Annotated in this window: 22 protein-coding genes; 9 read left to right on the top strand and 13 right to left on the bottom strand. The window is 69.4% G+C overall.

Annotated features, from left to right (window positions below):
- Positions 1-3: 3 nt before the first annotated feature.
- Positions 4-1104: a CapA family protein gene (locus FHU38_RS06790; protein WP_167167760.1), complete on the bottom strand. Its 1101-nt coding sequence runs from the start codon at positions 1102-1104 to the stop codon at positions 4-6.
- On the bottom strand, positions 1079-2815 hold the full coding sequence (gene polX / locus FHU38_RS06785; RefSeq protein ID WP_167167757.1) for a DNA polymerase/3'-5' exonuclease PolX: 1737 nt from the start codon (positions 2813-2815) through the stop codon (positions 1079-1081). The genes FHU38_RS06790 and polX overlap by 26 nt, the downstream gene beginning before the upstream one ends.
- Positions 2816-2936: 121 nt before the next feature.
- On the opposite strand from polX, the gene fbp reads away from it, so the two are divergent.
- Positions 2937-4055 carry a fructose-1,6-bisphosphate aldolase/phosphatase gene (fbp, locus tag FHU38_RS06780; protein WP_167167754.1) on the top strand — a complete coding sequence of 373 codons (1119 nt, stop codon included), beginning with the start codon at positions 2937-2939 and terminating at the stop codon, positions 4053-4055.
- 9 nt (positions 4056-4064) lie between these two features.
- Here fbp and FHU38_RS06775 read toward each other — a convergent pair whose 3' ends face one another.
- Entirely contained in the window at positions 4065-4742 is a 678-nt protein-coding gene (locus FHU38_RS06775; protein ID WP_167167750.1) for a CBS domain-containing protein, read from the bottom strand.
- A 380-nt stretch (positions 4743-5122) separates the two neighbouring features.
- Here FHU38_RS06775 and FHU38_RS06770 point away from each other — a divergent pair, with 380 nt between their 5' ends.
- Positions 5123-5947 (top strand): hypothetical protein, encoded by an 825-nt coding sequence (locus tag FHU38_RS06770; protein WP_167167747.1) that lies wholly within the window; start codon positions 5123-5125, stop codon positions 5945-5947.
- A 40-nt stretch (positions 5948-5987) separates the two neighbouring features.
- Here the strand turns inward: FHU38_RS06770 and FHU38_RS06765 are convergent, their stop codons facing one another.
- Positions 5988-6368: a MarR family transcriptional regulator gene (locus FHU38_RS06765; RefSeq protein WP_167167744.1), complete on the bottom strand. Its 381-nt coding sequence runs from the start codon at positions 6366-6368 to the stop codon at positions 5988-5990.
- A gap of 197 nt (positions 6369-6565) precedes the next feature.
- On the opposite strand from FHU38_RS06765, the gene FHU38_RS06760 reads away from it, so the two are divergent.
- Positions 6566-7912, top strand: coding sequence for an MFS transporter (locus tag FHU38_RS06760; RefSeq protein WP_390623318.1), 1347 nt, complete (start codon positions 6566-6568; stop codon positions 7910-7912).
- Positions 7913-7971: 59 nt separating this feature from the next.
- Positions 7972-8805: a pentapeptide repeat-containing protein gene (locus FHU38_RS06755; RefSeq protein ID WP_167167741.1), complete on the top strand. Its 834-nt coding sequence runs from the start codon at positions 7972-7974 to the stop codon at positions 8803-8805.
- 9 nt (positions 8806-8814) lie between these two features.
- Here FHU38_RS06755 and FHU38_RS06750 read toward each other — a convergent pair whose 3' ends face one another.
- Positions 8815-9009 carry a PspC domain-containing protein gene (locus FHU38_RS06750; protein ID WP_167167738.1) on the bottom strand — a complete coding sequence of 65 codons (195 nt, stop codon included), beginning with the start codon at positions 9007-9009 and terminating at the stop codon, positions 8815-8817.
- 110 nt (positions 9010-9119) lie between these two features.
- Here FHU38_RS06750 and FHU38_RS06745 point away from each other — a divergent pair, with 110 nt between their 5' ends.
- On the top strand, positions 9120-9743 hold the full coding sequence (locus FHU38_RS06745; protein ID WP_167167735.1) for a LysE family translocator: 624 nt from the start codon (positions 9120-9122) through the stop codon (positions 9741-9743).
- 20 nt (positions 9744-9763) lie between these two features.
- Here the strand turns inward: FHU38_RS06745 and lysX are convergent, their stop codons facing one another.
- Together lysX and FHU38_RS06735 are read right to left on the bottom strand one after the other, a co-directional pair.
- Positions 9764-11272 (bottom strand): bifunctional lysylphosphatidylglycerol synthetase/lysine--tRNA ligase LysX, encoded by a 1509-nt coding sequence (gene lysX / locus FHU38_RS06740; RefSeq protein ID WP_167167732.1) that lies wholly within the window; start codon positions 11270-11272, stop codon positions 9764-9766.
- Between the two features lie 85 nt (positions 11273-11357).
- Positions 11358-12290, bottom strand: coding sequence for a hypothetical protein (locus FHU38_RS06735; RefSeq protein ID WP_167167729.1), 933 nt, complete (start codon positions 12288-12290; stop codon positions 11358-11360).
- 632 nt (positions 12291-12922) lie between these two features.
- Between FHU38_RS06735 and FHU38_RS06730 the strand changes: the two genes are divergently transcribed.
- A complete protein-coding gene (locus tag FHU38_RS06730; RefSeq protein WP_167175684.1) occupies positions 12923-13354 on the top strand; it encodes an Hsp20/alpha crystallin family protein in 432 nt (143 codons plus the stop codon).
- 69 nt (positions 13355-13423) lie between these two features.
- Positions 13424-13876 (top strand): J domain-containing protein, encoded by a 453-nt coding sequence (locus tag FHU38_RS28125; RefSeq protein WP_167167726.1) that lies wholly within the window; start codon positions 13424-13426, stop codon positions 13874-13876.
- On the opposite strand, the gene FHU38_RS06720 is transcribed toward FHU38_RS28125, so the two are convergent.
- The 4 genes from FHU38_RS06720 to FHU38_RS06705 are packed head-to-tail and all read right to left on the bottom strand — an operon-like array spanning position 13794 to position 16605.
- Positions 13794-14330, bottom strand: a complete 537-nt coding sequence (locus tag FHU38_RS06720; RefSeq protein WP_208415576.1) for a hypothetical protein — start codon at positions 14328-14330, stop codon at positions 13794-13796. The genes FHU38_RS28125 and FHU38_RS06720 overlap by 83 nt on opposite strands.
- Positions 14331-14375: 45 nt before the next feature.
- The gene (locus FHU38_RS06715) at positions 14376-14822 is read right to left on the bottom strand and encodes a cupin domain-containing protein (protein ID WP_243852203.1); all 447 of its coding nucleotides are present in this window, start codon (positions 14820-14822) and stop codon (positions 14376-14378) included.
- Positions 14823-14831: 9 nt separating this feature from the next.
- Complete coding sequence (locus tag FHU38_RS06710; RefSeq protein ID WP_167167723.1) at positions 14832-15437, bottom strand: class I SAM-dependent methyltransferase; 606 nt, start codon at positions 15435-15437, stop codon at positions 14832-14834.
- 19 nt (positions 15438-15456) lie between these two features.
- Entirely contained in the window at positions 15457-16605 is a 1149-nt protein-coding gene (locus FHU38_RS06705; protein WP_167167720.1) for a hypothetical protein, read from the bottom strand.
- Positions 16606-16731: 126 nt separating this feature from the next.
- On the opposite strand from FHU38_RS06705, the gene FHU38_RS06700 reads away from it, so the two are divergent.
- On the top strand, positions 16732-17466 hold the full coding sequence (locus tag FHU38_RS06700; RefSeq protein ID WP_167167717.1) for a GAF and ANTAR domain-containing protein: 735 nt from the start codon (positions 16732-16734) through the stop codon (positions 17464-17466).
- On the opposite strand, the gene FHU38_RS06695 is transcribed toward FHU38_RS06700, so the two are convergent.
- The gene (locus FHU38_RS06695; RefSeq protein WP_167167714.1) at positions 17408-18787 is read right to left on the bottom strand and encodes an MFS transporter; all 1380 of its coding nucleotides are present in this window, start codon (positions 18785-18787) and stop codon (positions 17408-17410) included. The two genes, FHU38_RS06700 and FHU38_RS06695, sit on opposite strands and share 59 nt — an antisense overlap.
- A 71-nt stretch (positions 18788-18858) precedes the next feature.
- On the opposite strand from FHU38_RS06695, the gene FHU38_RS06690 reads away from it, so the two are divergent.
- The gene (locus FHU38_RS06690) at positions 18859-19473 is read left to right on the top strand and encodes a TetR/AcrR family transcriptional regulator (protein WP_167167712.1); all 615 of its coding nucleotides are present in this window, start codon (positions 18859-18861) and stop codon (positions 19471-19473) included.
- A 9-nt stretch (positions 19474-19482) separates the two neighbouring features.
- On the opposite strand, the gene FHU38_RS06685 is transcribed toward FHU38_RS06690, so the two are convergent.
- On the bottom strand, positions 19483-20319 hold the full coding sequence (locus tag FHU38_RS06685) for an SAM-dependent methyltransferase (protein ID WP_167167709.1): 837 nt from the start codon (positions 20317-20319) through the stop codon (positions 19483-19485).
- Positions 20320-20321 lie beyond the last annotated feature (2 nt).

The raw sequence follows: 20321 nt of genomic DNA, 5'->3' as shown, positions 1-20321 counted from the left end.
CCCTCACGCGGGCTCGGCCAGCAGCGTGCGGTCTTGCGCCATCCGCACGCGGGTGCCGAAGGCCGCGCTGACAGAGCCGAGGACGTCACCCAGCCATGTCGTGTCCTGCGTACCCGCACGCTCCAACCGCAGCCTGCGCGCCCGCATCGGCACCAGCCGTAGCGTGGCCAGCGCGCCGGTGGCCTCGTCGAACGACAGCAGGTACAGCAACCGCAGGTCGTCGCGGTAGACCTCGAGCCCGGTGATGCCTTCGTAGTCGTTGATGAGGTCGCCGCAGCCGTACAGGATCGGGTGGCCGTGGTGGATCTCCACGGGACGCGGGTGGTGCGAGGAGTGCCCGTGCACCACGTCGGCCCCCGCGTCGGTGAGCAGGCGCGCGAACCTCGCCTGCTCACCGGGCACCTCGTAGCCCCAGTTCGAACCCCAGTGCACGGAGAACACCACCAGATCACCCTCACGCTTCACAGCCGCGATCCTGTCCGCCACGGCGCTCACGGTGTGCTCGCGGAGTTCGGCGAGGCGGTGCACACCAGGTCTGGAACCGGTGGCCGCCCACGAGGCGGGAACGCCGCTGGAGCCGTGGCATGCCGCGAACACGTGCAGCCGCCGCCCACCGCGCAGCGGCACGGTGGCCTGCCTTGCCGCCTCGGCCGCGTTCCGGCCCGCTCCCGCCGTCCGCACCCCGGCATCGGTGAGCGTTGTCAGCGTGTCGGACAGTCCGGTCGTACCGAAGTCGAGCACGTGGTTGTTGGCGAGCACGCACACGTCCGGTCGGGCGGCCAGCAGAGCGGGCACGTTGGCTGGATGCATCCGGTAGTGGATCGACTTGCCAGGCGCGAACTCGCCTCGCGCGGTGATGCTCGTCTCCAGGTTCAGCACTCTGGCGTCGGTGCCGAAGTCGTCGAGCACGCTCAACGCCTCGCCCCACGGCCAGCTCCACTCGACCGGGTAGTCGAAGCTGCCGTTGCGGTGCTGTGCCGCGCGAACGTAGTAGCGCGCGTCGGTGACAGCCGGTTCACGCAGTCGCGGATCTACCGGGTGGGCGAGGACCTGGTCGACGCCGCGACCGAGCATGACGTCACCGCACAGCAGCAGCGTGATCATGTTTGGCGAGGAACCGGCGAAGTTCGCCGAGCGGGTAGGTGTTGATCACGTCGTCGCGGGTGGCCCAGCCGCGCTGCGCCGTGGCCACGCCGAAGGACAGGTTGCCCAGCTGCGCGACCGAGTGGGCGTCACTGGAAACCGCGAAACGCACCCCGAAGTGCCGCGCTCTGCGCACGAGCTCGCCGTTGAGGTCGAGCCGTTCCGGCAGGGAGTTCACCTCCAGCGCGGTACCGGTGCGGGCGGCGGCACGAAACACCTCGTCGAGGTCCACGTCGATCGGTGACCTGCCACCGATGATGCGGGTGGTGGGGTGGCCGATCACGTTGACGTACGGGTGCTCGATCGCACGCAGCAACCTCGCCGTCAGCACGTCCCTCGGCTGGTCGAAGTGGGAGTGCACGGACGCGACCACGATGTCGAACTCCGACAGGAATTCGGTGTCCCAGTCCAGCGAACCGTCCGGCTGGATGTTCAGCTCGGTGCCGTGCAGCAGCGCGGGAGACGACTCGCGGTCCAGCTCCCGGATGCGGCGACGCTGCGCCAGGGCCTTCTCCGTTGTCATCCGCTGCATGTGCAGCAACGGCGCATGATCGGTGATCGCGAAGTACTCGTGCCCCGCTGCGGCCGCCGCGGCCACCATGTCCGGCAGCGGAGCCACCCCGTCGGTGAGGTCGGTGTGGGTGTGCAGGTCGCCCCTGAGGTCGGCGCGGGTAACGACCTCGGGCAGCGTGCCGTGCAGCGCGGCCTCGACCTCGCCCGCACCTTCGCGCAGCGTCGGTTCGATCCAGGGCAGGCCGAGTCGGGCGTAGACCTCCTCCTCGGTGTCACCCGCCACTCGCCGGTCGGTCTCCACCTCGAACAACCCGTACTCGGAAAGCTTCAGTCCGGCGCGCACGGCGAGCTCGCGCAACTGGATGTTGTGCGCCTTGGAGCCGGTGAAGTACAGCAGCGCCGCGCCCCAGGACGGCGCAGGCACCACCCGGACATCCACCTGCAGGCCGGTAGCGGTGAGCACGGAGGTCTTGGTGGCACCGTGCGAGATGACCCGTTCCACGACGGGTAGCTCGGTGACGGCCCGCATGACCGGTTCGGGGTCCTCGGATGCCACCAGCAGGTCGATGTCGCCGATGCTGTCCCGCATCCGGCGCAGCGACCCGGCGTATTCGGCCCGCTTCACCTGCGGCAGCGGGCGCAACCGCTCGAGCAACCGCTCCGCGACTCCGAGGGCGAGGCCGAGCCGCACCCGCTCCCCCGCCGACTGCGCCTCTCGCACGGCGGCGGCGAGGTTGTCCTCGCTCCTGACTCCCCAACCCCGTAACTCCCGCAGCCGGTGCTCGTGCAGCGCGGCGAGCAGGTCGTCGGGTGAGGTGATGCCGAGTTCCTCGTATACCTGTCGTGCCCGCCTCGGTCCCAGCCCCGGGATCGTGAGCAGCGACCGCAGCCCGGTGGGTACGCGCTCGCGCAGCTCGTCGAGTTCACCGACCGAGCCGGTGTCGAGGAACTCTCGGATCTTGCGGGTGAGCTGGGAGCCCACATTGGGGATCTCGTCCAGTCCGGCAGGCTCCAGTGCCGCCAACTCGGCCGGGTGGCCCTCCACCGCCTGTGCGGCCTTCTCGTAGGCCCGCACCTTGTACGGCGGCCCTCCCGAGATGGCGAGTAGTTCCGCGAACTCAAGCAGCATCGCCGCGACGGCGTCGTTGGACCGCGCCATACGCGCGAAGGTAGGCCTCGCCGCGCATGGTCGGTAGGGACTTTCGCCTCGCGAGTGCGCTGGCTCCAGGTGTGACTTACGGCCCTACCCGGGCGCGGTAACCGGTGCCCAGCCTGGCGCTATGACGACATTGAGCATTATCAAGGCCGACACCGGCGGATTCGTCGGGCACTCGGCCGTACACCCGGATCTACTGGCCACGGCACAGGAAGCGGCGCGCCGCGCTGTCGGCGACGGGCTGCTGCTGGACGCCCACGTCGCCAGTTGCGGCGACGACGTGTCGCTGATCATGACTCACGAGCACGGGGCCGACAGCGAGCGAGTGCACGGCTTCGCGTGGGACACCTTCCAGGAAACCACCGAGGTGGCGAAGCGGCTCGGACTCTACGGCGCGGGTCAGGACCTGCTCAGCGACGCGTTCAGCGGCAACCTCAAGGGCATGGGGCCCGGTTACGCCGAACTGGAGTTCACCGACCGACCGAGCGAGCCGGTGATCTGCTTCCTGGCCGACAAGACCGAACCGGGCGCGTGGAATCTGGCGCTTTACAAGATGTTCGCCGACCCGTTCAACACCGCGGGGCTGGTCATCGACGAGAAGATGCACGCGGGTTTCCGCTTCGAGGTCTACGACCTGTTCGAGGAGAAGCGAATCACCTTCGACTGCCCTGAAGAGCTCTACGACATGCTGATGTTCATCGGCGCGCCCGCGAGGTACGTCGTGCACGCGGTGGAGTCACGAAACCTGACCGAGCAGGCGGCTGCCACGTCGACGCAGCGGTTGTCGCTGATAGCGGGTAAGTACGTCGGCAAGGACGACCCGGTGATGATCGTGCGCTGCCAGTCGGGATTGCCCGCCGTGGGTGAGGTGCTGGAGCCGTTCTCCTTCCCCTACACCGTCGGCGGCGCCATGCGCGGGTCGCATCACGCACCGCTGCTGCCGGTGAGCATTCCCGACGCACACACCGCACGCTTCGACGGCCCGCCGCGGGTGGTGGCGCTGGGCTTCCAGATCACCGACGGCAGGCTCATCGGGCCTCGGGACATGTTCGCCGACCCGTCGTTCGACGGCGCTCGGCAGCAGGCGAACACCGCCATGGACTACCTGCGCAGGCACGGCCCGTTCGAGCCGCACCGGTTGCCGCTTGAGGACCTGGAATACACCACGATGCGGGCGCTGGAAGCGCGGATCGCGCAGCGGTGGCAACCGATGCCGGAGGTCGCTACGACCATGGCGCGGTGACGCGGCTGGTCAGAAGGTCCTGCGTACCGGCGAGGTGTCCTCGAGTGCCACCCGCAACTCGTTGCGCACGTCGACGACACCGGGCAGGCCTGCCGTCAACTCGGCCGCGATGTCTGCCTCGCTGCGTCGCTCTAGCAGCCCGCTCAGCGACACCACGCCGTCGCGTACGCGTACCGTCACCGTCGCCGGGTCCACCCACATCGCCCTGCGCAGGACCTCTCGCTCGACGGCCCGCTTTATCTCCTCGTCCGGCCGCAGAAACACACCGAGCACGTCGCGGCGGGCGAGCACGCCCACGAGTGTGCCGGAGCCGTCGATGACGAACAGCCTGCGCAGCCTGCCTTCGGCGAGCCTGCGTGCCGCCACCGCGAGCGGTTCCTCGCGGTGGATCGTGCGCACGTGCCTGGTCATCACCTCGCGTGCCGTCGCGCCACGAGCCTTGTTCCAGCGCCGCCAGCGACGTAGTTCGGTGAACACCGAGGGCGGGTTGGCCGTGCCTCGCTGATCCTCCTTGGCGAGCAGGTCCGCCTCGGACACCACCCCAAGGGGGCGGAGCTGTTCGTCCACCACGGCGACCGCGCTGATCCGGTGTTCGGCGAGCAGTCCCACGATGTCCTTGAACGGCGTCTCGGGCTCGACCGTGACGGCGGGCCGCTTCATCACGTCGGCGACGGTTGGTCCACGCATGTCTCACCTCCGCGGGTTGCCGACCGCCACGGTAGGCGCCAGGGAAGGTCACCGGATGCCTGCGTTGGTCCCTGGCCGCGCGGGACCTTCGGCAGCGTGGCCCGCGCCGCCGACGCGAGCCTTCGGCGAATCGTCCGATATTCCGAGAACCCGAGGCATTACTGTTCGCCCAGCAAGGCGGCAGCACGTCAATAGCCACCACCGCGTGATCGCCGCTTGCGGTCGGTGACCGACAGCGGGCAGCATTTTTCCAGGTAGGTGCTTTTTCAGCGCCCTTTCAGGTGACCCACTTGCCGTTCGCGCAGATCTGGGCGATGGTGGCTGTTGGAGATTAATCCCCGTCGCCGCCCTCGTCGGCGTGGTTGAGGAACGGAGCCGTCATGGAGCCGGTGGACCTTGGCAGGATCGTGCTCTCCAAGGGGGCGAACCCGACGCGCACCTACCGGCTCTGCCTGCAGGAAGCCGTCGCCTGGTTCGCCGACGAACCCCACTCCGACCGGCCCCGCTGCGTCTCACCGGTGTTGTCGCAGGTAGGGCGCGTTCTCGGGGACCGGCTACCCGACGGCAAGCGGCAGCGACTGAAGGACTTCGTGCCCGCACTGGTGGACACTGTGGACGACGGCCGCGACGACGACCGGTCGCGGCTGGCGGTGGACTGGCTTGTGCGTGAGTACGCCCCGGCGTGGTTGCGGCTGGTCCCGCAGTTGGAACTGGCCGCGGAAAGCTTGGCGCGGCGCCCTGCCGTACTGACGGCCTCGGCCGCGGCGGAAGCCGTGGCGGGCCCGAGGGAGGCGGTGGGCAACGCGCTCTACACGCTGTACGGCTCGGCCGTCTGGCGCGGACTGCGAGACCAGGGCACCGAACTACTGCACGCCATCTCGCGGCGGCTTTCCCGTAACGCAGGCGAGTCCGCTGTCGTGGGCACGACGATGCTGGCGCAGAGCTTCATCCCGGTGTGCGGCAAGATCAGGCTGATGGTCGAGGCCACCCTGCTGCTCGCCGCGTGCGCCCACGCCACCCGCCATCCGGGGCTGTCCACCGACCAACTCGCGGCCGCCGCCGTCCGCAAGGCAGAGGCGGAGGTGGAGGACGCGGCGATCGAGTTGTACTCCCGGCTGATCCAGGTCCGTCAGCCGGTGAGTATGAGCTGGTTGGAGGAGGACCTCGACCGGCTACTGGGGCACCACACCGAACAGGACGGCTGACACCGTCGGTCCCACGGTGCCGGCCCCACCGTGCGGTGCTTCACGCGTCGGCGCCAAGAGACTCGGCCAGGATCGCCTGCTGGGTGCGGCGCGCCTGTGCATGCCGGTCACGACCGGCCTGGGTGATCTCGACGAACACACCCCGCCGGTCGGACTCGCACAGAGCCCGCCTGACCAGTCCCGCACGCTCCAGCCGCCCGACCGTTCTGGACAGCGCACTCTGACTCAGATACATCGCCGACGCGAGATCCTGCATGCGGCAGGAGTCACAGCCCTGCTCGACGAGCCGGTCGAGGGTTTCGAACTCGTTCATGCTTACGCCGTGCGCCTCGTGCAACTCGCGGTCGAGGCGGCACGCGATCTCGTTGTAGCTGGTCACCAACGACCGCCACTTCTCGACCAGGTGAGCCCGCGACGACATGCCGGGCAGCCTAGCATGCGGGCGCACAATATGCACATGCATTTTTTGTCAGATCATATTATGCTTGCACATTAGATGTCCGTGCATGTAATTTTCCCGCCGTGACAATCACCGAAACCTCCGCCACCCCACCGGTCGGCACCGTCCACGGACCCGGACCCGCACCCGCCACGAGCTGGACACCTCGGCTGTGGGGGGTGCTGGCCGTGCTGTGCCTCGTGCTGTTCCTCGACGCGCTCGACGTGTCGATGGTGGGGGTGGCACTGCCCTCGATCGGCGCGGAACTGGGCATGTCCACCGCGGCGCTGCAATGGATCGTCAACGGCTACGTGCTCGGCTACGGCGGCCTGCTGCTGCTCGGCGGACGAACCGCCGACCTGCTCGGCCGCCGCAGGGTGTTTCTCATCGCGCTGGCCGTGTTCGCGGTGGCCTCGCTGGTCGGCGGCCTCGTCGACAACGGAGCACTGCTGATCGTCACCCGGTTCGTCAAGGGTCTCGCGGCCGCGTTCACCGCCCCCACGGCGATGTCCATCCTCACCACCACGTTCGCGCAGGGACCCGCGCGCAACCGGGCGTTATCGATCTTCACCGTCTTCGGCGCCAGCGGCTACTCCTCCGGGCTGATCCTCGGCGGGCTGCTCACCAGCGCGGGCTGGCGCTGGACCTTCGTGACCCCCGTGCCACTCGCCCTGCTGGCGCTGGTGGCCGGTTACCTGCTGATCCCAAAGGACCGGCCGGGCGAAGGCGGGCACGACGTCCTCGGCGCGGCCACGCTCACCAGCGGCATGCTGCTGGCCGTCTACACCGTCGTCGCCGCACCCGAGCGCGGCTGGCTGCACCCGCTCACGCTCGGCTCCGCGGTGTTGGCCGCCGGACTGCTGGTGGCGTTCGTGATCACCGAGAACCGGGTCTCACATCCGCTGATCCACATGGACATCCTGCGTATCGGTGCCGTCGTGCGGGCCAACCTGAGCCTGGTCGCGCTGTTCGGCTCCTACCTCAGCTTCCAGTTCATGATGACGATCTACCTGCAGGAGGTGCTCGGTTGGTCACCGCTGCGGATGGCGCTCGCGCTGCTGCCCGCAGGCATCCTGGTGGCCGTCGGGTCCCCGTTCATGGGCGGGCTCATCGACCGGTTCGGCACCTCCCGGCTCATCCTCACCTCGATGCTGTCGCTGAGCGTCGGCTACCTGTGGTTCCTCGCCACGGCGGGAAGCGCACCCCACTACGCGATCACCGTGTTGCCGACGATGCTGCTGCTCGGCGGCGGTTTCGCGTTCGGGTTCAGCTCGATCATGGCGCAGGCCACCGACGGCATCGACAACTCCGAGCAGGGACTGGCCTCCGGTCTGGTACAGACCTCCGGCCAGGTAGGGGCCGCGCTGGTGCTGGCCGTGGTGACCGCGCTGCTCGGCGGTGAACACGGCGCTGTCGGTGACTTCGGGCAGTTCCGGCCAGGACTCAACTTCGTCACCGCGGTCGGTGTCGCCGGGCTGCTGCTCAATCTGGTGGCGCTGATCCGCCACCGCCCGGCTCGCCGTTGAGCGTGTGCCGGGACAATTGGAGCGAACACCATGTCCCGGCGCACCGACTGGAGCACCGATTGTCCCGGCAGCATCGCACCACCTCCCACGACGACCTGGGGCCGCAGCTACGGGCCGACTGCGCGAGCTGCTTCGGACTGTGCTGCGTGGCACTGCCCTTCGCCTCGGGCGCCGACTTCGCCGCCGACAAGCCCGCGGGCAGTGCCTGCCACAACTTGTCGGCCGACTTCCGCTGCGGGATTCACTCCCGGTTGCGGGCCGAGGGCTATCCCGGCTGCGTGGCCTTCGACTGCTTCGGCGCTGGGCAGAAGGTGTCGAAGTTGACCTTCGGCGGGCAGGACTGGCGCGGTGACTCCGGGCGCGCGAGGCGAATGTTCGACACCTTCACCGTCATGCGGCAACTGCACGAGGTGCTGCGCTACCTCACCGAGGCGCTACGGCTGCCCGCAGCGCGCCCGATCCACGGCGAGCTTCGCCGGGTCCGGGCCGAACTGTGGCAGGCCACCCTCGGAGAGGTCGACGAGTTGCTGGCGCTCGATGTCGCCGCACTGCGAGAGCGGGCCAACACGCTGCTACTACGCGCGAGCGAGTTGGCCCGCTGCGTTGTGCCCGGCCGAAAACCCGACCGCAGGGGCGCCGACCTCACCGGAGCCCGACTGCGCGCAGCGCGGCTGACCGGCGCGAGCCTGCGTGGCGCGAGCCTGGTGGCCGCCGATCTCACCGGCGCGGACCTGCGCGTGGCCGACTTCACCGGCGCGGATTTGCGCGGCGCCGACCTCAGTGGGGCCGACCTGGAGGGGGCGCTGTTCCTGACCGAACCCCAGCTACAGGCAGCCAGGGGAAGTGCGGCCACACGACTACCGGAGGGAACGCCTCGCCCCTCGCACTGGTAGCGATCGGGCTCAGTTCTCGCTGTTCGGCATGATCAGCCACAGCGCCAGGTACACCAGGAACTGCGGCCCCGGAAGCAGGCAGGACACCAGGAACAGCAGCCGCATGTTCCTCGGCTTCCAGCCCACCCGCTCGGCGAGGCCCGCACAGACCCCCGCGATCACCCGGTTGTTCCTCGGCCTGCTCAATGTCGTCGTGGTCGTCATGCCTCCACCATGCGCCGCGAAGCGACACCACCGCATCGGTGAGAACCCGGAGATGTCACCGATCGCCCCTATAGTGCGAGGGCCGGGCGCCGATGCAGGAGGGGGACAGCGTGAGCGTGGAGTTTCTGCTGACGTCGCTTGTGGTGGTGATAACCCCGGGTACGGGCGTGCTCTACACCATGGCGGCCGGACTGGCCCGTGGCGTGCGGGCCAGCTTGGTCGCCGCGGTCGGGTGCACGCTCGGCATCGTGCCGCACGTACTGGCGGCGATCACCGGGGTCGCCGCGCTGCTGCACACCAGCGCGGTGGCCTTCCAGACGCTGAAGTACCTGGGCGTGGCATACCTGCTCTACCTGGCTTGGAGCACGCTGCGCGAACGCGGGGCGCTGGCCGTAACGCGGGACTCGGCACCGGACAGCGCGAAGCGGCCAGCCTCGAAGGTCATCGCCTCCGGCATCGCCGTCAACGTCCTCAATCCCAAACTCACGATCTTCTTCCTGGCGTTCCTTCCACAGTTCGTGAGCGCGGGCGAGCCGTCGGCGCTGCCGCGAATGCTGCAACTCAGCGGCGTGTTCATGCTCATGACTCTTGTGGTGTTCGCGGGCTACGGCGCGTTCGCCGCCGCGATAAGGACCCACGTCATCTCGCGCCCCGCCGTGTTGAGGTGGCTGCGCCGCACCTTCGCGGGCGCGTTCGTCGCGCTGGGTGTGAGGCTGGCTCTGGCCGAGCGATGAACCCGCCTCGGCCCGAGCCGTCAGCCCCGCTGGTCGGGCTTGACCATCGGGAACAGGATGGTCTCCCTGATCCCCTTACCGGTGAAGCCCATCAGCAGCCGATCGATGCCAAGTCCCGCTCCGGCAGTAGGAGGCATGCCGTACTCCAGCGCCCGCAGGAAGTCCTCGTCGAGCTGCATCGCCTCCGGGTCACCACCCGCGGCGAGCAACGACTGCTCGGTCAGCCTGCGCCGCTGCTCCACCGGGTCGATCAACTCGGAGAAACACGTGCCCAGCTCCAGACCGAACCCGATCAGGTCCCACTTCTCCGTCAGTAGTGGGTCGTCGCGATGCTGCCGCGTCAACGGGCTGGTCTCCAGCGGGTAGTCACGCACGAAAGTCGGTTGGATCAGCGTGTGCTCCACCAACGCCTCGAACAACTCCTCGACGAGCTTGCCCTGGCCCCATGCCGGGCTCCAGGCGATCTCGCGGGCGTCGGCGTACTTGCGCAGGATCTCCACCGGTGTGCGGGGAGTGACCTCCTCGCCGAGCGCTTCCGACACCGAGCCGTAAAGCGTGATCGCGGGCCACTCGCCGCCGAGATCCACCTCGCCGTGGCGGGGGCTGCGGACCACAGTGTCGCCGAACACCGCGATGGCGGCCTGCTGTACCAGTTCCCTGGTGAGCACGGCACCGGTGTTGTAGTCGCCGTAGGCCTGGTACCACTCCAGCATCGTGAACTCCGGGTTGTGGCTGGAGTCCGCGCCCTCGTTACGGAAGCTGCGGTTGATCTCGAAGACCCGCTCGAGCCCACCGACCACGAGGCGCTTGAGGTACAGCTCCGGCGCGATGCGCAGGTACAGGTCCAGGTCGTAGGCGTTGATGTGGGTGGTGAACGGCCTGGCCGTCGCACCACCGTGGACGCTGTGCAGCATCGGTGTCTCGACCTCGAGGAAATCGCGCTCCAGCAGCACCGACCTGATCGCCTGCACCGCGGTGGCACGTTGCCTGGCCAGTTGCCGCGCTTCCGGATTGACGATCAGATCGACGTAGCGCTGCCGGACCCTGGCCTCGGGATCGGTGAGCCCCTTGTGTTTCTCCGGAAGCGGTCGCAGGCACTTCGACGTCAGCGACCAGCTGTGCGCCAGCACCGAAAGCTCACCGCGCTTGGAGGTGATGACCTCGCCGGTCACGCCCACGTGGTCGCCGAGGTCGACGTCGTTCTTCCACGTCTGCAGTGCCTCGGCACCGATCTTGTCCAGCGAGAGCATGACCTGGATGGCGCCGGACTCGTCCCGGATCGTGGCGAAGCACAGCTTGCCGCCCGTGCGGTACAGCATGACTCGGCCCGTCACGGCCACCTGCTCGCCGGTCGCCTTGTCCGCCTCCAACGCGTCGTGCTTCTGCCTGACCTCGGCGATCGAGGTGGTGCGCGGGTAGCCGACCGGGTAGGGGTCGACACCCGCCTCCCGCAGCCGCTCCAGCTTCTCTCGCCGGATGCGCATCTGCTCGGGCAGCTCGTCGGAGGAATCGTCCAGCGCGTGACTCACAGCGACGAGTCTATCGGCCCCTGCCCGCTCGCCACGGGCGCCGGTGCCGCTGCGGTACTGGCAGGCGCGGCCGTGGCCGGTCCCGTCAGGCGGTGGCGGCGAGCGCGGTGCCCGCCCGGGTGGCAGGGGATTCCCGTGCAGCGGTCGGCTGCCCACCCCGCTGCGGTGACTGTGGCGACTGGGGCGGCCGGGTAGGCCGGGGTTCGGGTTCCGGTTCCAGCAACGGCATGGCGCGCGTGAGTATCCCCCGCGCCGAGGCGATCCTTGCGGCGGCGTCGTCTCGGACCGCCCGCAACGCAGTCGCCTCCCGCTCGGCGGCGGCGAGCAACCTGTCGGCCTCCTCCCGCGCACGCGCCACCATCTCGGCGGCCTCGGCTCGAGCCGCGGCGGCACGATCGGCGTGCTCTCGCTCGGCACGCTCGCGCCTGGCCGCCATGGCGACCTCGAAGTCGTGTCGCACCTGGCGCCGGTGGGCGGCGGCCTGCTCGCCGAGTTCGCGCCTGCGCCGCCCCGCCTCGGCAAGCAGTTCCTCGACCTGCCGGTTGGCCTCGCGCATCAGCTCCCGTTGTTGCTGTTCCAGTTCGCCGCGCCGACGGTCCAGTTCGCTCAGCAGCCGCTCGTGCCGGGCGCGCAACCGTGCGGCCGATTCTCTGGCGGCCGCCCACGTGCGCTCGGCCGCGGCCTCGGCCCTGTTCCTGATCTCGGCCGCCTCCTGCTGTGCCAGCTCCACCATGCGGCTGAGGTGCAGTGGCAGCACCGCGGGATCCGGTGGGGTCCGGCAGAGCCGGTCCAGACTCGCCTGCAACTCCCGGTTGCGAACCCGCAGGTCGTCGACCAACGCGACAAGCTCCTCCGCCCTGCGCAACGCCGCGTCACGATCGGCGGCCAGCAGGCGCAGCTCGGCCTCGGTGTCCTCGACGTACCGGCGGACCTGTTCACGGTCATAGCCACGCAGCGCCGGATCGAACTCGATACGTAGCCGCAGCAACTCCGACTCACTCGGCTGCGGCAGCAGCACACTCCACCTCCCGCGAAACCCCTGCTCCACACCTTTCACGACGAGCGAGGGCGGCGCCGAGTTCCCGAAGGTTGAGCCTGGCTGTTACAAAAGATCATCAGTTGATCACTGATATTCTCTCCTTCGTGTACTTGACTGAAGCTGCAACAGTGGATATAAGAAAAATATAGCGATGATTTGACCTGGTGCAGCACGGGAAGTGCCGGGGAGTGATCGCGATGCGCGACGGGATCGGACGAACCGACCGCATCTCAGCAGTGTTCGCAGACCTGGTCTGCGGCGACAGCGAGCTTGTCGACGGCGAGTTCGCAGAGATCATCATCACGAACTTCGCCGACGATCCCGCCCGTGCGCGCGTTCCCACCCGCACGGCGGTCGCCACCGACCGGCGCTGCCGTCCGAACCCGCCGGGTCCAGTCACGGTGGTCGGGCCCTGGTGGACAACCGGTGGAACGCGCAGCAGCGGACCTGTCCGGCAACGCTCCCCTCCGAACCGTCGAACCACAACCGCGCCCGTGACACGCACGGAGGAGGTGATGCGGTCGAGCCAGGTCGTGGCGGTACGCCGGCGCCGCCACGACCTCGACACCACCGGCCGGCGAACGGCGACAGGACCCAAGGAGGACGACACGATGTTGATGCGCACGGATCCGTTCCGGGAGTTGGACCGGCTGACCCAGCAGGTGTTCGGCGCGAACGGCACCACGACGCGGCCAACCGTGATGCCCATGGACGCCTACCGCGCGGGCGAGGAGTTCGTCGTGCACTTCGACCTGCCCGGCGTCTCCCCGGACACCATCGACCTGGACGTGGAGCGCAACGTGCTGACGGTTCGGGCCGAGCGCAAGCCCGACTACGCCGACGACGCCGACGTGCAGGTCGCCGAGCGGCCGCGAGGCGTGTTCAGCAGGCAACTGTTCCTCGGCGACACGCTCGACACCGACCGGATCAGCGCGGACTACGACGCCGGAGTGCTCACACTGCGCATCCCGATCGCGGAGCAGGCGAAGCCTCGCAAGATCGCCATCACCGGCGGATCGGAACGTAAGAAGATCAACGCCTGACGGCGGTGGCGGGCCCGCCCGCGCGAGGCCGGGCGGACCGCCGCTGCCAGCACAGCGCACGAGCACGTCATGTCGAGACAGCACCCGCCGGACCCCACCGACCCCTACTCCGTTCTCGGCGTTTGCCGCACGGCGACGGCAGCGGAGCTTTCGGCCGCGTACCGACGGCTGGTCCGTGCCGCCCATCCCGACAACAGCGGCGGCGACCCGGACCGGCTCACCACCGTCGTCAACGCATACCGGCTACTGCGGGACCCGAAGCAGCGCGCGCGGTACGACCGGCAGCACCCGCCGGACCCCACCGAACGCACCGACCCCTCCGCGCCCAACGACCGCGGAGCGTGGTGGCCTCGGGAGCCGGACATCCGGGTCGGACCCGTTGCGCCGCCATTTCCCGCTGTGATCCCCTTCTGCCCCGCCACACCGAGACCGGCAGCGCTCACCCAGCCAGCGCGGCCAGCGCCGCGCCGATTGACACACCGGCGACCGCCAGCAACGCCGCTCCCGCGGCGGGCCCGGTGACCGCGCTGGGCAACAGCCTCGACCGCCTTGCCAGCAACGGCGCCGCCACAGCGACCACGGTCAGCGCGGTGGCCAGTACGTACAGCCACGGCGATCGTAGGACCGGCGCCATGGGATAGAAGTGCACGCCTACCACCAGGCAGATCCACGGCGCGAGGTAGCGGGATTGGCGCAGCAGCACCAGCAGCGCCGCCCCGACCGCCGCCACCGCGAACTCGATCCCCACGATGATCAGGTAGGTGCGGAAGGCGGCGTCACTGTCCAGTGCCGAGCCGCTGCCCCACTGCCACCAGGCCACCACCCCACCCGCCACGGCGACGGCCAGGCTGACGATCGAACCCACCGACAGCGGGACCCGCCATGCCTTCGGCGGGTCCTCCTGCGCCCAGCCGAACCAGGCCGAGGCGAAAAATCCCAGGACAGCGGCCGTCATCGCGGCGTCACGCAGGTGCACAGTGTCTCCCCCGGTCGACGTGCGGCCCAGCGACCGCACGAGGCATCACAGCAGTTCGAAGTCGTCGAAGTCGAACCCGGGCGAGACCACACAGGACACCAGCACGTCGGCGCTACCGTCCTGGCGGGCCGACTGCCACGTGCCCGCGGGCACCAACACCTGCGGCCGGTGGCCGAGTTCCACGGCGCCGCTCAACATCACCTTCTCGGCGGGTTCGTGCGGGCGCTCGCCGGTGCCACCGAGCAGCAACGTCAGTGGCGCGCCCCGGTGCCACAGCCACAGTTCGTCGCCCCGCACCCGATGCCACCGGGATCGCTCGCCGGGGCCAAGCACGTAGTAAATGCCGGTTGCGCTGTGACGCTCGCCGGGGTAGCCCTCGGGAACCAGGCGGTGCCGCGTCTGCCAGGTACGCCGATACCAGCCGCCTTCCGGATGCGGCGAAAGTTGGAGTTCGCGCGCCAGCGGCGGTGGGTGCTGGCGCTGCGGCATCATGACGCCACCCTAGAGCAACGGGCTTCCTGCCGTGGCGCGCGCCAGCAACCGGGTCGTCACACGCGCACCGGTCTGGACCAGACTCTCGCTCAGCACCTGGAACCCCCCGGGCAGGTGGGCGGACAGTTCACCGTGGCGGACATGGAAGCGTCGCGGCTGCGCCGCGGTGAGCGCCTCCCAACCGATCAGCCCACCCGGCGCCACCACGGCGCAGCCGATGCGGAACGCAGCCGGGTCCCAGTACAGCGTCGCGAGCACCAGTGCGAACCGGTTGCCGCTGGTGTCGAACGCCTGCGCGTCAGCCTGCACCAGGTGCACCCGGTCGCGAAGACCGCGCCGGTCGGCCTCGGCGCCCAACTGGCGCAGGGCGACATCGGAGATATCGACAGCGATCACCGACCTGCCTCGCCGCGCGAGCGCGAGCGCGCTGCCGGATCGGCCACACGCCAGTTCCAGTACCGGGCCTTCCGGCAGCCCGGCGTCGAGCGCGGCCTCGACGAGTGGATGCGGCCGGAACGCGGGCGGCTCGTCGGCGTAGCGGGCGTTCCACCTGAGCAGGTCGGGATGTCGCCCCGGCGGCGCGCCGCGGCGTGGGGCACGGTCGCTGCGGGACACGGCTCCACGGTAGCCGTGCTCAGCGCTCCTCGTCACCGCGCTGCCGCTGTTGCTGCTGCTCCTCCTGTTCCTCCTGCATGCGGTAGCGGTCGCGCCGTTCGCGTTCACGCTTGCTGTAGGCAGCGCGCCTGACCGCGTCCTCGCTTTCCAGGCTCGATCCCAGTGCCCCCGCGAACGTGCCCATCGAGCTGGCCAGCCAGGCCAACGCAAGGTAGCTGGCCGTGCTCACCGGATGGCCTACCACGGTGGCGAAATAGTCGGAGGGGATGACCGTGCTGGCGCCCGCGAACGTCACCACGAACAACACGACGTAGGCACACGTCACGCCAAACACCAACGTCACGATCGTGGCCGCGTTGTACAGCACGGTGTCCTCACGGAAGCCCTTCACACCACCGCGCTGCCACAGGTTGTTGTAAACGATCAACCACGTCACCATCGCGGCGACAGCCAGCACGCTGATCGCCGCCAGTCTGGCGGGGCTCAGCGCGTCCGCCAAACTCCAGATGCTGCCGTAGAACACGCCGAACGCCGCGGCGGCCGAGGCGGCCGCGAGCGCGGTCGACAGCTCCGGCACCAGTCGCCACGGCCGGTTGTCCCGCACCATCCCGAGCAGCAGGCGCAGCCTGCCGTGCATGCCCACCAGCGACAGCGACGCGTCGATACCCTCGCCCGGCTGGTCGACCCAGCGAACCGGTGAGATGGCGGTGCCTGCCTTCGGCCGCCGCGGCGAGACCTCCTGCGGCAACACGCCCGCCCTGCCCAGCTCGCCGAGCAGGTAGGCCAGCGAGTCACGCAGGCGCTTGCGTAGCTGGATCCCACCCACCGCGGGCAGCGACGCGAGCACGACCCGGTGCTCGAGGTTGAGATCGGCGAGAATCGGGTTTCGCCCGACCCGACGGGGCAGGTCGGTGACGAGCAACATGATGTCCCAGCCCTGCCTGGCCCGAAGCCGCTCAGCGAGCTTGGCGATCGGCACGTTGCCGTGTTCGTCGAGCACCAGTGACTGGGTACGGAAGTCGACGCGCCAGTCCACACCGCTGCCGATGCCCTGCTCGAGCATGGCAGGAAGGTCGTCGACAATCCCACTCACGACCTCGCTCGGCAGGCCCGGGTCCGCCAGCACTCCGACCACCACGCTGCCGCGCACGCCACCGTCGGAGTCCATTCATCCTCCCGGTTCACCGTCCCACCCGACCGTCGCGACGTTGGCTACCCCACTCCGTAGCGGGACATGCGGCCTTCGGTCCCCGCCACGCTGGACAGTCACGAGGGTCACGCGGACGCTGGGGGCATGACGGAGCAGCCGAGCCTCGCAGGCCGTGCCCAGCTCGCCGACGTCTTCAACCGGGTCGCGCGATCGCTGGAGCCCGAGCCTGACGTAGAACGCACTGTGCGCAACATCGTGTCCGCGGTGTCGGTGTCGGTGCCTGGGGCCGAGCACGTCGGCGTCTCCCTGCTGGAGGACGGTCGGATCCGCTCGGTCGCGCCGTCCAGCGCACTCGTCGCCCGGTTGGACGAGATCCAGCACGAACTCTCCGACGGCCCCTGCGTGGACGCCACCTTCAGTGGCCAGGTGTACCGCACGGGTGACATCGTCGCCGACGGGCGCTGGCCAAGCTTCGGTCAAGCCGCCGCCGAGCTCGGCGTCACCTCGATGCTCGCTGTCCGGTTGTTCACCGCGAACACGCTGCTCGGCGCGTTGAATCTGTACTCGACGCACGCGGACGCGTTCGACTCCGACACCGAGCACCTGACCGAGCTGTTCGCCGCTCACGCCGCCGTGGCACTCGTCGGCGCCAACCGCCAGGCGCAACTGCGAGCCGCGCTCAACGCAAGGGACGTCATCGGCATGGCCAAGGGCATCCTGATGCAGCGACACGGCCTCGACGAGGACAGGGCCTTCGGGATGCTGATCCAGGCCTCGCAACACGCGAACATGAAGCTGCGAGAGGTAGCACATTGGCTGGTCACCGAGTGCTGCGAAGACCATCCCGGTCCGAGGTCACTGCCGCTCCCGGGGAAGTGAGCGCCAGCACGGCCACCACCAGCAGCGCAGCCGCCATGGCGGCGAAAGCCCGGCCGTAACCCGAAGCCAGGGCCCCTTGGTCGGTGGAGACGGGTCCGGCGATGGTCGTCAACACGGCCAGCCCCAACGCCGCCCCCACCTGTTTCGTCGTGTTCAGCAGGCCGGAGGCCGCTCCGGCGTCCTGCCTGGGGACACCGGACGTGGCCGCGAGCGTGACCGGTGTGTTGAGCAGGCCGCTACCGACGCTGATGAGGACGGCAGGGCCGAGCACGTCCTCCAGGTAACCGCTTTCCGGCGTCAGCCTGCTCTGCCAGACGAAACCGGCTGCGGCGACGAGCGCGCCGATGCCCAGCAGAGTGCGCCCTTCCACCCGGCGCAGCAGCCGCGGCGTGACCACGACACCCACGACGATCGCCAGCAGGGTGTGCGGCAGAAAGCCGAGCCCCGTCTGCAACGGCCCCAGTTGCAGCACCTGCTGCATCGAGAAGGCCAGGAAGAACCACATCGGATTCAGGCAGGCACCGGCGAGCAGCGCGATCACGTTGCCCCGCGCCACCTGCCCGTGCGCCAGCAGTCGCGGTGGAATCAGCGGGTGCCGGGCCCACCGGGTCTGCACAGGTACGAACAGCACGAGGGCACAGCCGCAGGCGATAAGTGCCGTTACCGTCGCAGGGTCGCTCCAGCCGTGCGTGCCCGCCCTCGCCAGGCCGAACGTGCCACACACCAGCATGGCGACGGCGAGCGCGGCGCCGGGCACATCCAACCGCGGCCTCGCGCGCGCCCGGTCGGGGGGCAGGCAGCGGGCAAGCCAGGCCGTCACCACGCCGATCGGCACGTTGACCAGCAGCACCGCCCGCCATGACATCGTCTGGGTCAGCAACCCGCCCGCCAGGTTGCCCGCCGTGCCACCGGCCAGCCCCACTCCCGTCCACACAGCCAGCGCCCGGGTTCGCGCTGCGCCTTCGAAGGCGGTGCCGACGATGGTCAGCGTGGCAGGGGCCAGCACGGCCGCACCGAGCCCCTGCGCGGCCCGCGCCGCGATCAGCGTTTCCTGCCCGCCTGCCAGGCCCGCCACGAGGCTCGCGGTGCTGAACAATGCCAGACCTACCAGCAATGTCCGCTTGTGCCCGTACAGGTCGGCCACCCTGCCGCCGAGCAACAACAGGCCCGCGAACACCAACGTGTAGGCGTTGACGACCCAGTGCGAGGCCGTGACGTCGAGGCCCAGCGCGGCCTCGATCCGGGGCAGCGCGACGTTAACGATCGAGACGTCCAGCACGACCATGAACTGCGCCGCGCATACCGCCACCAGTGCCCGCAACGCCGACCGCCCTCTCCGCCCCAAGGTGTTGATACAGCCGTATCAAATACATCTGTACCACAATTGCAGCCGTGCCCAGAACAGCCGATCACGCCCAGCGCAGATCTCAACTCGTCGACGCGCTCCTGCGGGTCGCGAGCAGGGCAGGACTGCACGCGGTGACGATGCGGTCGGTGGCCGCCGAAGCGGGGGTGTCACTGCGACTGGTCCAGTACTACTTCCGGACCAAGGCAGGCCTGATGCACGCCGCGCTGGAAGAACTCGAACGGCGCGCACACGAACGCTGGGCGGCCCGGCTGGCCCGGCTGCCGGGGGAAGCGCCAGCGCGCGCGCACCTCGAGGCGTTCCTGGCCGAAGCGTTGCCGACCGACGCGCCGAGCCGGACCTTCCACCTCATGTGGACGTCCTACGCGGTGCTCGCCATGACCGACCCGGACCTGGCGCGCGAACCGTTCGTGGCGGGCCCGGACCGGCTGGAGCTGCGGATCACCGATCTGCTGCGCGGGGCACGAGCGGCAGGTGAGCTGCGGCCCGGCCTCGACCCGGCGACAGAGGCGGCCCGCCTGGTGACGCTCAACCACGGGCTCGGCACCAGCGTGCTCATCGGCCAGCGCACCGCCGAAGCGGCCATGGCCCTGCTACGCCGCCATCTCGACGAGTTGTTCGGCCCCGACTCCGGTGGCTGAGAACCAGGGTCAGGGTTTGCGGCCCAGTGCCGCGAACGCGCTGCTCGCCGACGGCTCGTCGGCGAACTCCTCGGATGCGGGCGAGGCGGCAACGTCCGGCTGCCACAGCGGAACCCACACCACACCGGGCTCCACCAGGTCGAACCCGTCGAAGAACCGCGTGAACTCCTCACGGGTGCGAAGGTGCAGCGGGGAGCCCGAACTCTGGTACTGGCTGCGCACCCGCGCGCGCTCGCTCGAGCCCTCCCTCGGCACCCCGTCCTCGGTCAGGTGGGAGCTGAGCAGGTACGAACCGGAGGGCAACAGGTCGCGGTAGCGCGCGACGAAATCGTAAGGACGGTCCCCGTCGCCGAAGAAGTACAGCACGTTCACCACGATGAGTCCGACGGGCCTGCTCGGGTCGAGCACGCCCGTCGCGAGCGCTCGCTCCCAGATGCCGTCGGCGTGCCGCAGATCGCCGTGCAACACCGCGTGCCTGGCCGGGTCTCCCTGCCGTTCCAGCAGCACCCGCGAGTGCGCGACGGCAACCGGCTCGTTGTCGACGTACACACAACGGCTACCGGGATTCACCGAGTCCGCGATCTCGTGGACGTTGCCGACCGTCGGCACACCCGAGCCCAGATCGAGGAACTGCGTGATCCCCTGCGAGGCCAGGTGACGCACACCCCTGCCGAGGAATTCCCTGCCGACCCTGGCCATGGTGCGCACCAGCGGGAAGGTCTCCACCACCTTGGCGCCGAACTCCCTGTCGATGGCCCAGTTCGTCGTGCCGCCAAGGAACCAGTCGTAGATCCTCGCCGGGTTCGGGTGGTCGAGGTCCACACCCTCGGGAACGGGTTCCGACATCG

This window comes from Saccharomonospora amisosensis, from assembly GCF_011761185.1.
Taxonomy (GTDB): Bacteria; Actinomycetota; Actinomycetes; order Mycobacteriales; family Pseudonocardiaceae; genus Saccharomonospora_A; species Saccharomonospora_A amisosensis.
Note: the sequence above shows the minus strand (reverse complement) of the source record. Positions and strands in the feature narration are given on the sequence as shown.

Bases quoted from the DNA above. Each gene is read 5' to 3' on its own strand.
- FHU38_RS06700 (WP_167167717.1), top strand. From the start codon at position 16,732: ATGACGGAGCAGCCGAGCCTCGCAGGCCGTGCCCAGCTCGCCGACGTC.
- polX (WP_167167757.1), bottom strand. From the start codon at position 2,815: ATGGCGCGGTCCAACGACGCCGTCGCGGCGATGCTGCTTGAGTTCGCG.
- FHU38_RS06765 (WP_167167744.1), bottom strand. From the start codon at position 6,368: ATGTCGTCGCGGGCTCACCTGGTCGAGAAGTGGCGGTCGTTGGTGACC.
- FHU38_RS06750 (WP_167167738.1), bottom strand. From the start codon at position 9,009: ATGACGACCACGACGACATTGAGCAGGCCGAGGAACAACCGGGTGATC.
- FHU38_RS28125 (WP_167167726.1), top strand. From the start codon at position 13,424: ATGTCGAGACAGCACCCGCCGGACCCCACCGACCCCTACTCCGTTCTC.
- FHU38_RS06775 (WP_167167750.1), bottom strand. From the start codon at position 4,742: ATGCGTGGACCAACCGTCGCCGACGTGATGAAGCGGCCCGCCGTCACG.
- FHU38_RS06715 (WP_243852203.1), bottom strand. From the start codon at position 14,822: ATGATGCCGCAGCGCCAGCACCCACCGCCGCTGGCGCGCGAACTCCAA.
- FHU38_RS06770 (WP_167167747.1), top strand. From the start codon at position 5,123: ATGGAGCCGGTGGACCTTGGCAGGATCGTGCTCTCCAAGGGGGCGAAC.
- FHU38_RS06705 (WP_167167720.1), bottom strand. From the start codon at position 16,605: ATGGACTCCGACGGTGGCGTGCGCGGCAGCGTGGTGGTCGGAGTGCTG.
- fbp (WP_167167754.1), top strand. From the start codon at position 2,937: ATGACGACATTGAGCATTATCAAGGCCGACACCGGCGGATTCGTCGGG.
- FHU38_RS06790 (WP_167167760.1), bottom strand. From the start codon at position 1,104: ATGATCACGCTGCTGCTGTGCGGTGACGTCATGCTCGGTCGCGGCGTC.
- FHU38_RS06685 (WP_167167709.1), bottom strand. From the start codon at position 20,319: ATGTCGGAACCCGTTCCCGAGGGTGTGGACCTCGACCACCCGAACCCG.
- FHU38_RS06730 (WP_167175684.1), top strand. From the start codon at position 12,923: ATGTTGATGCGCACGGATCCGTTCCGGGAGTTGGACCGGCTGACCCAG.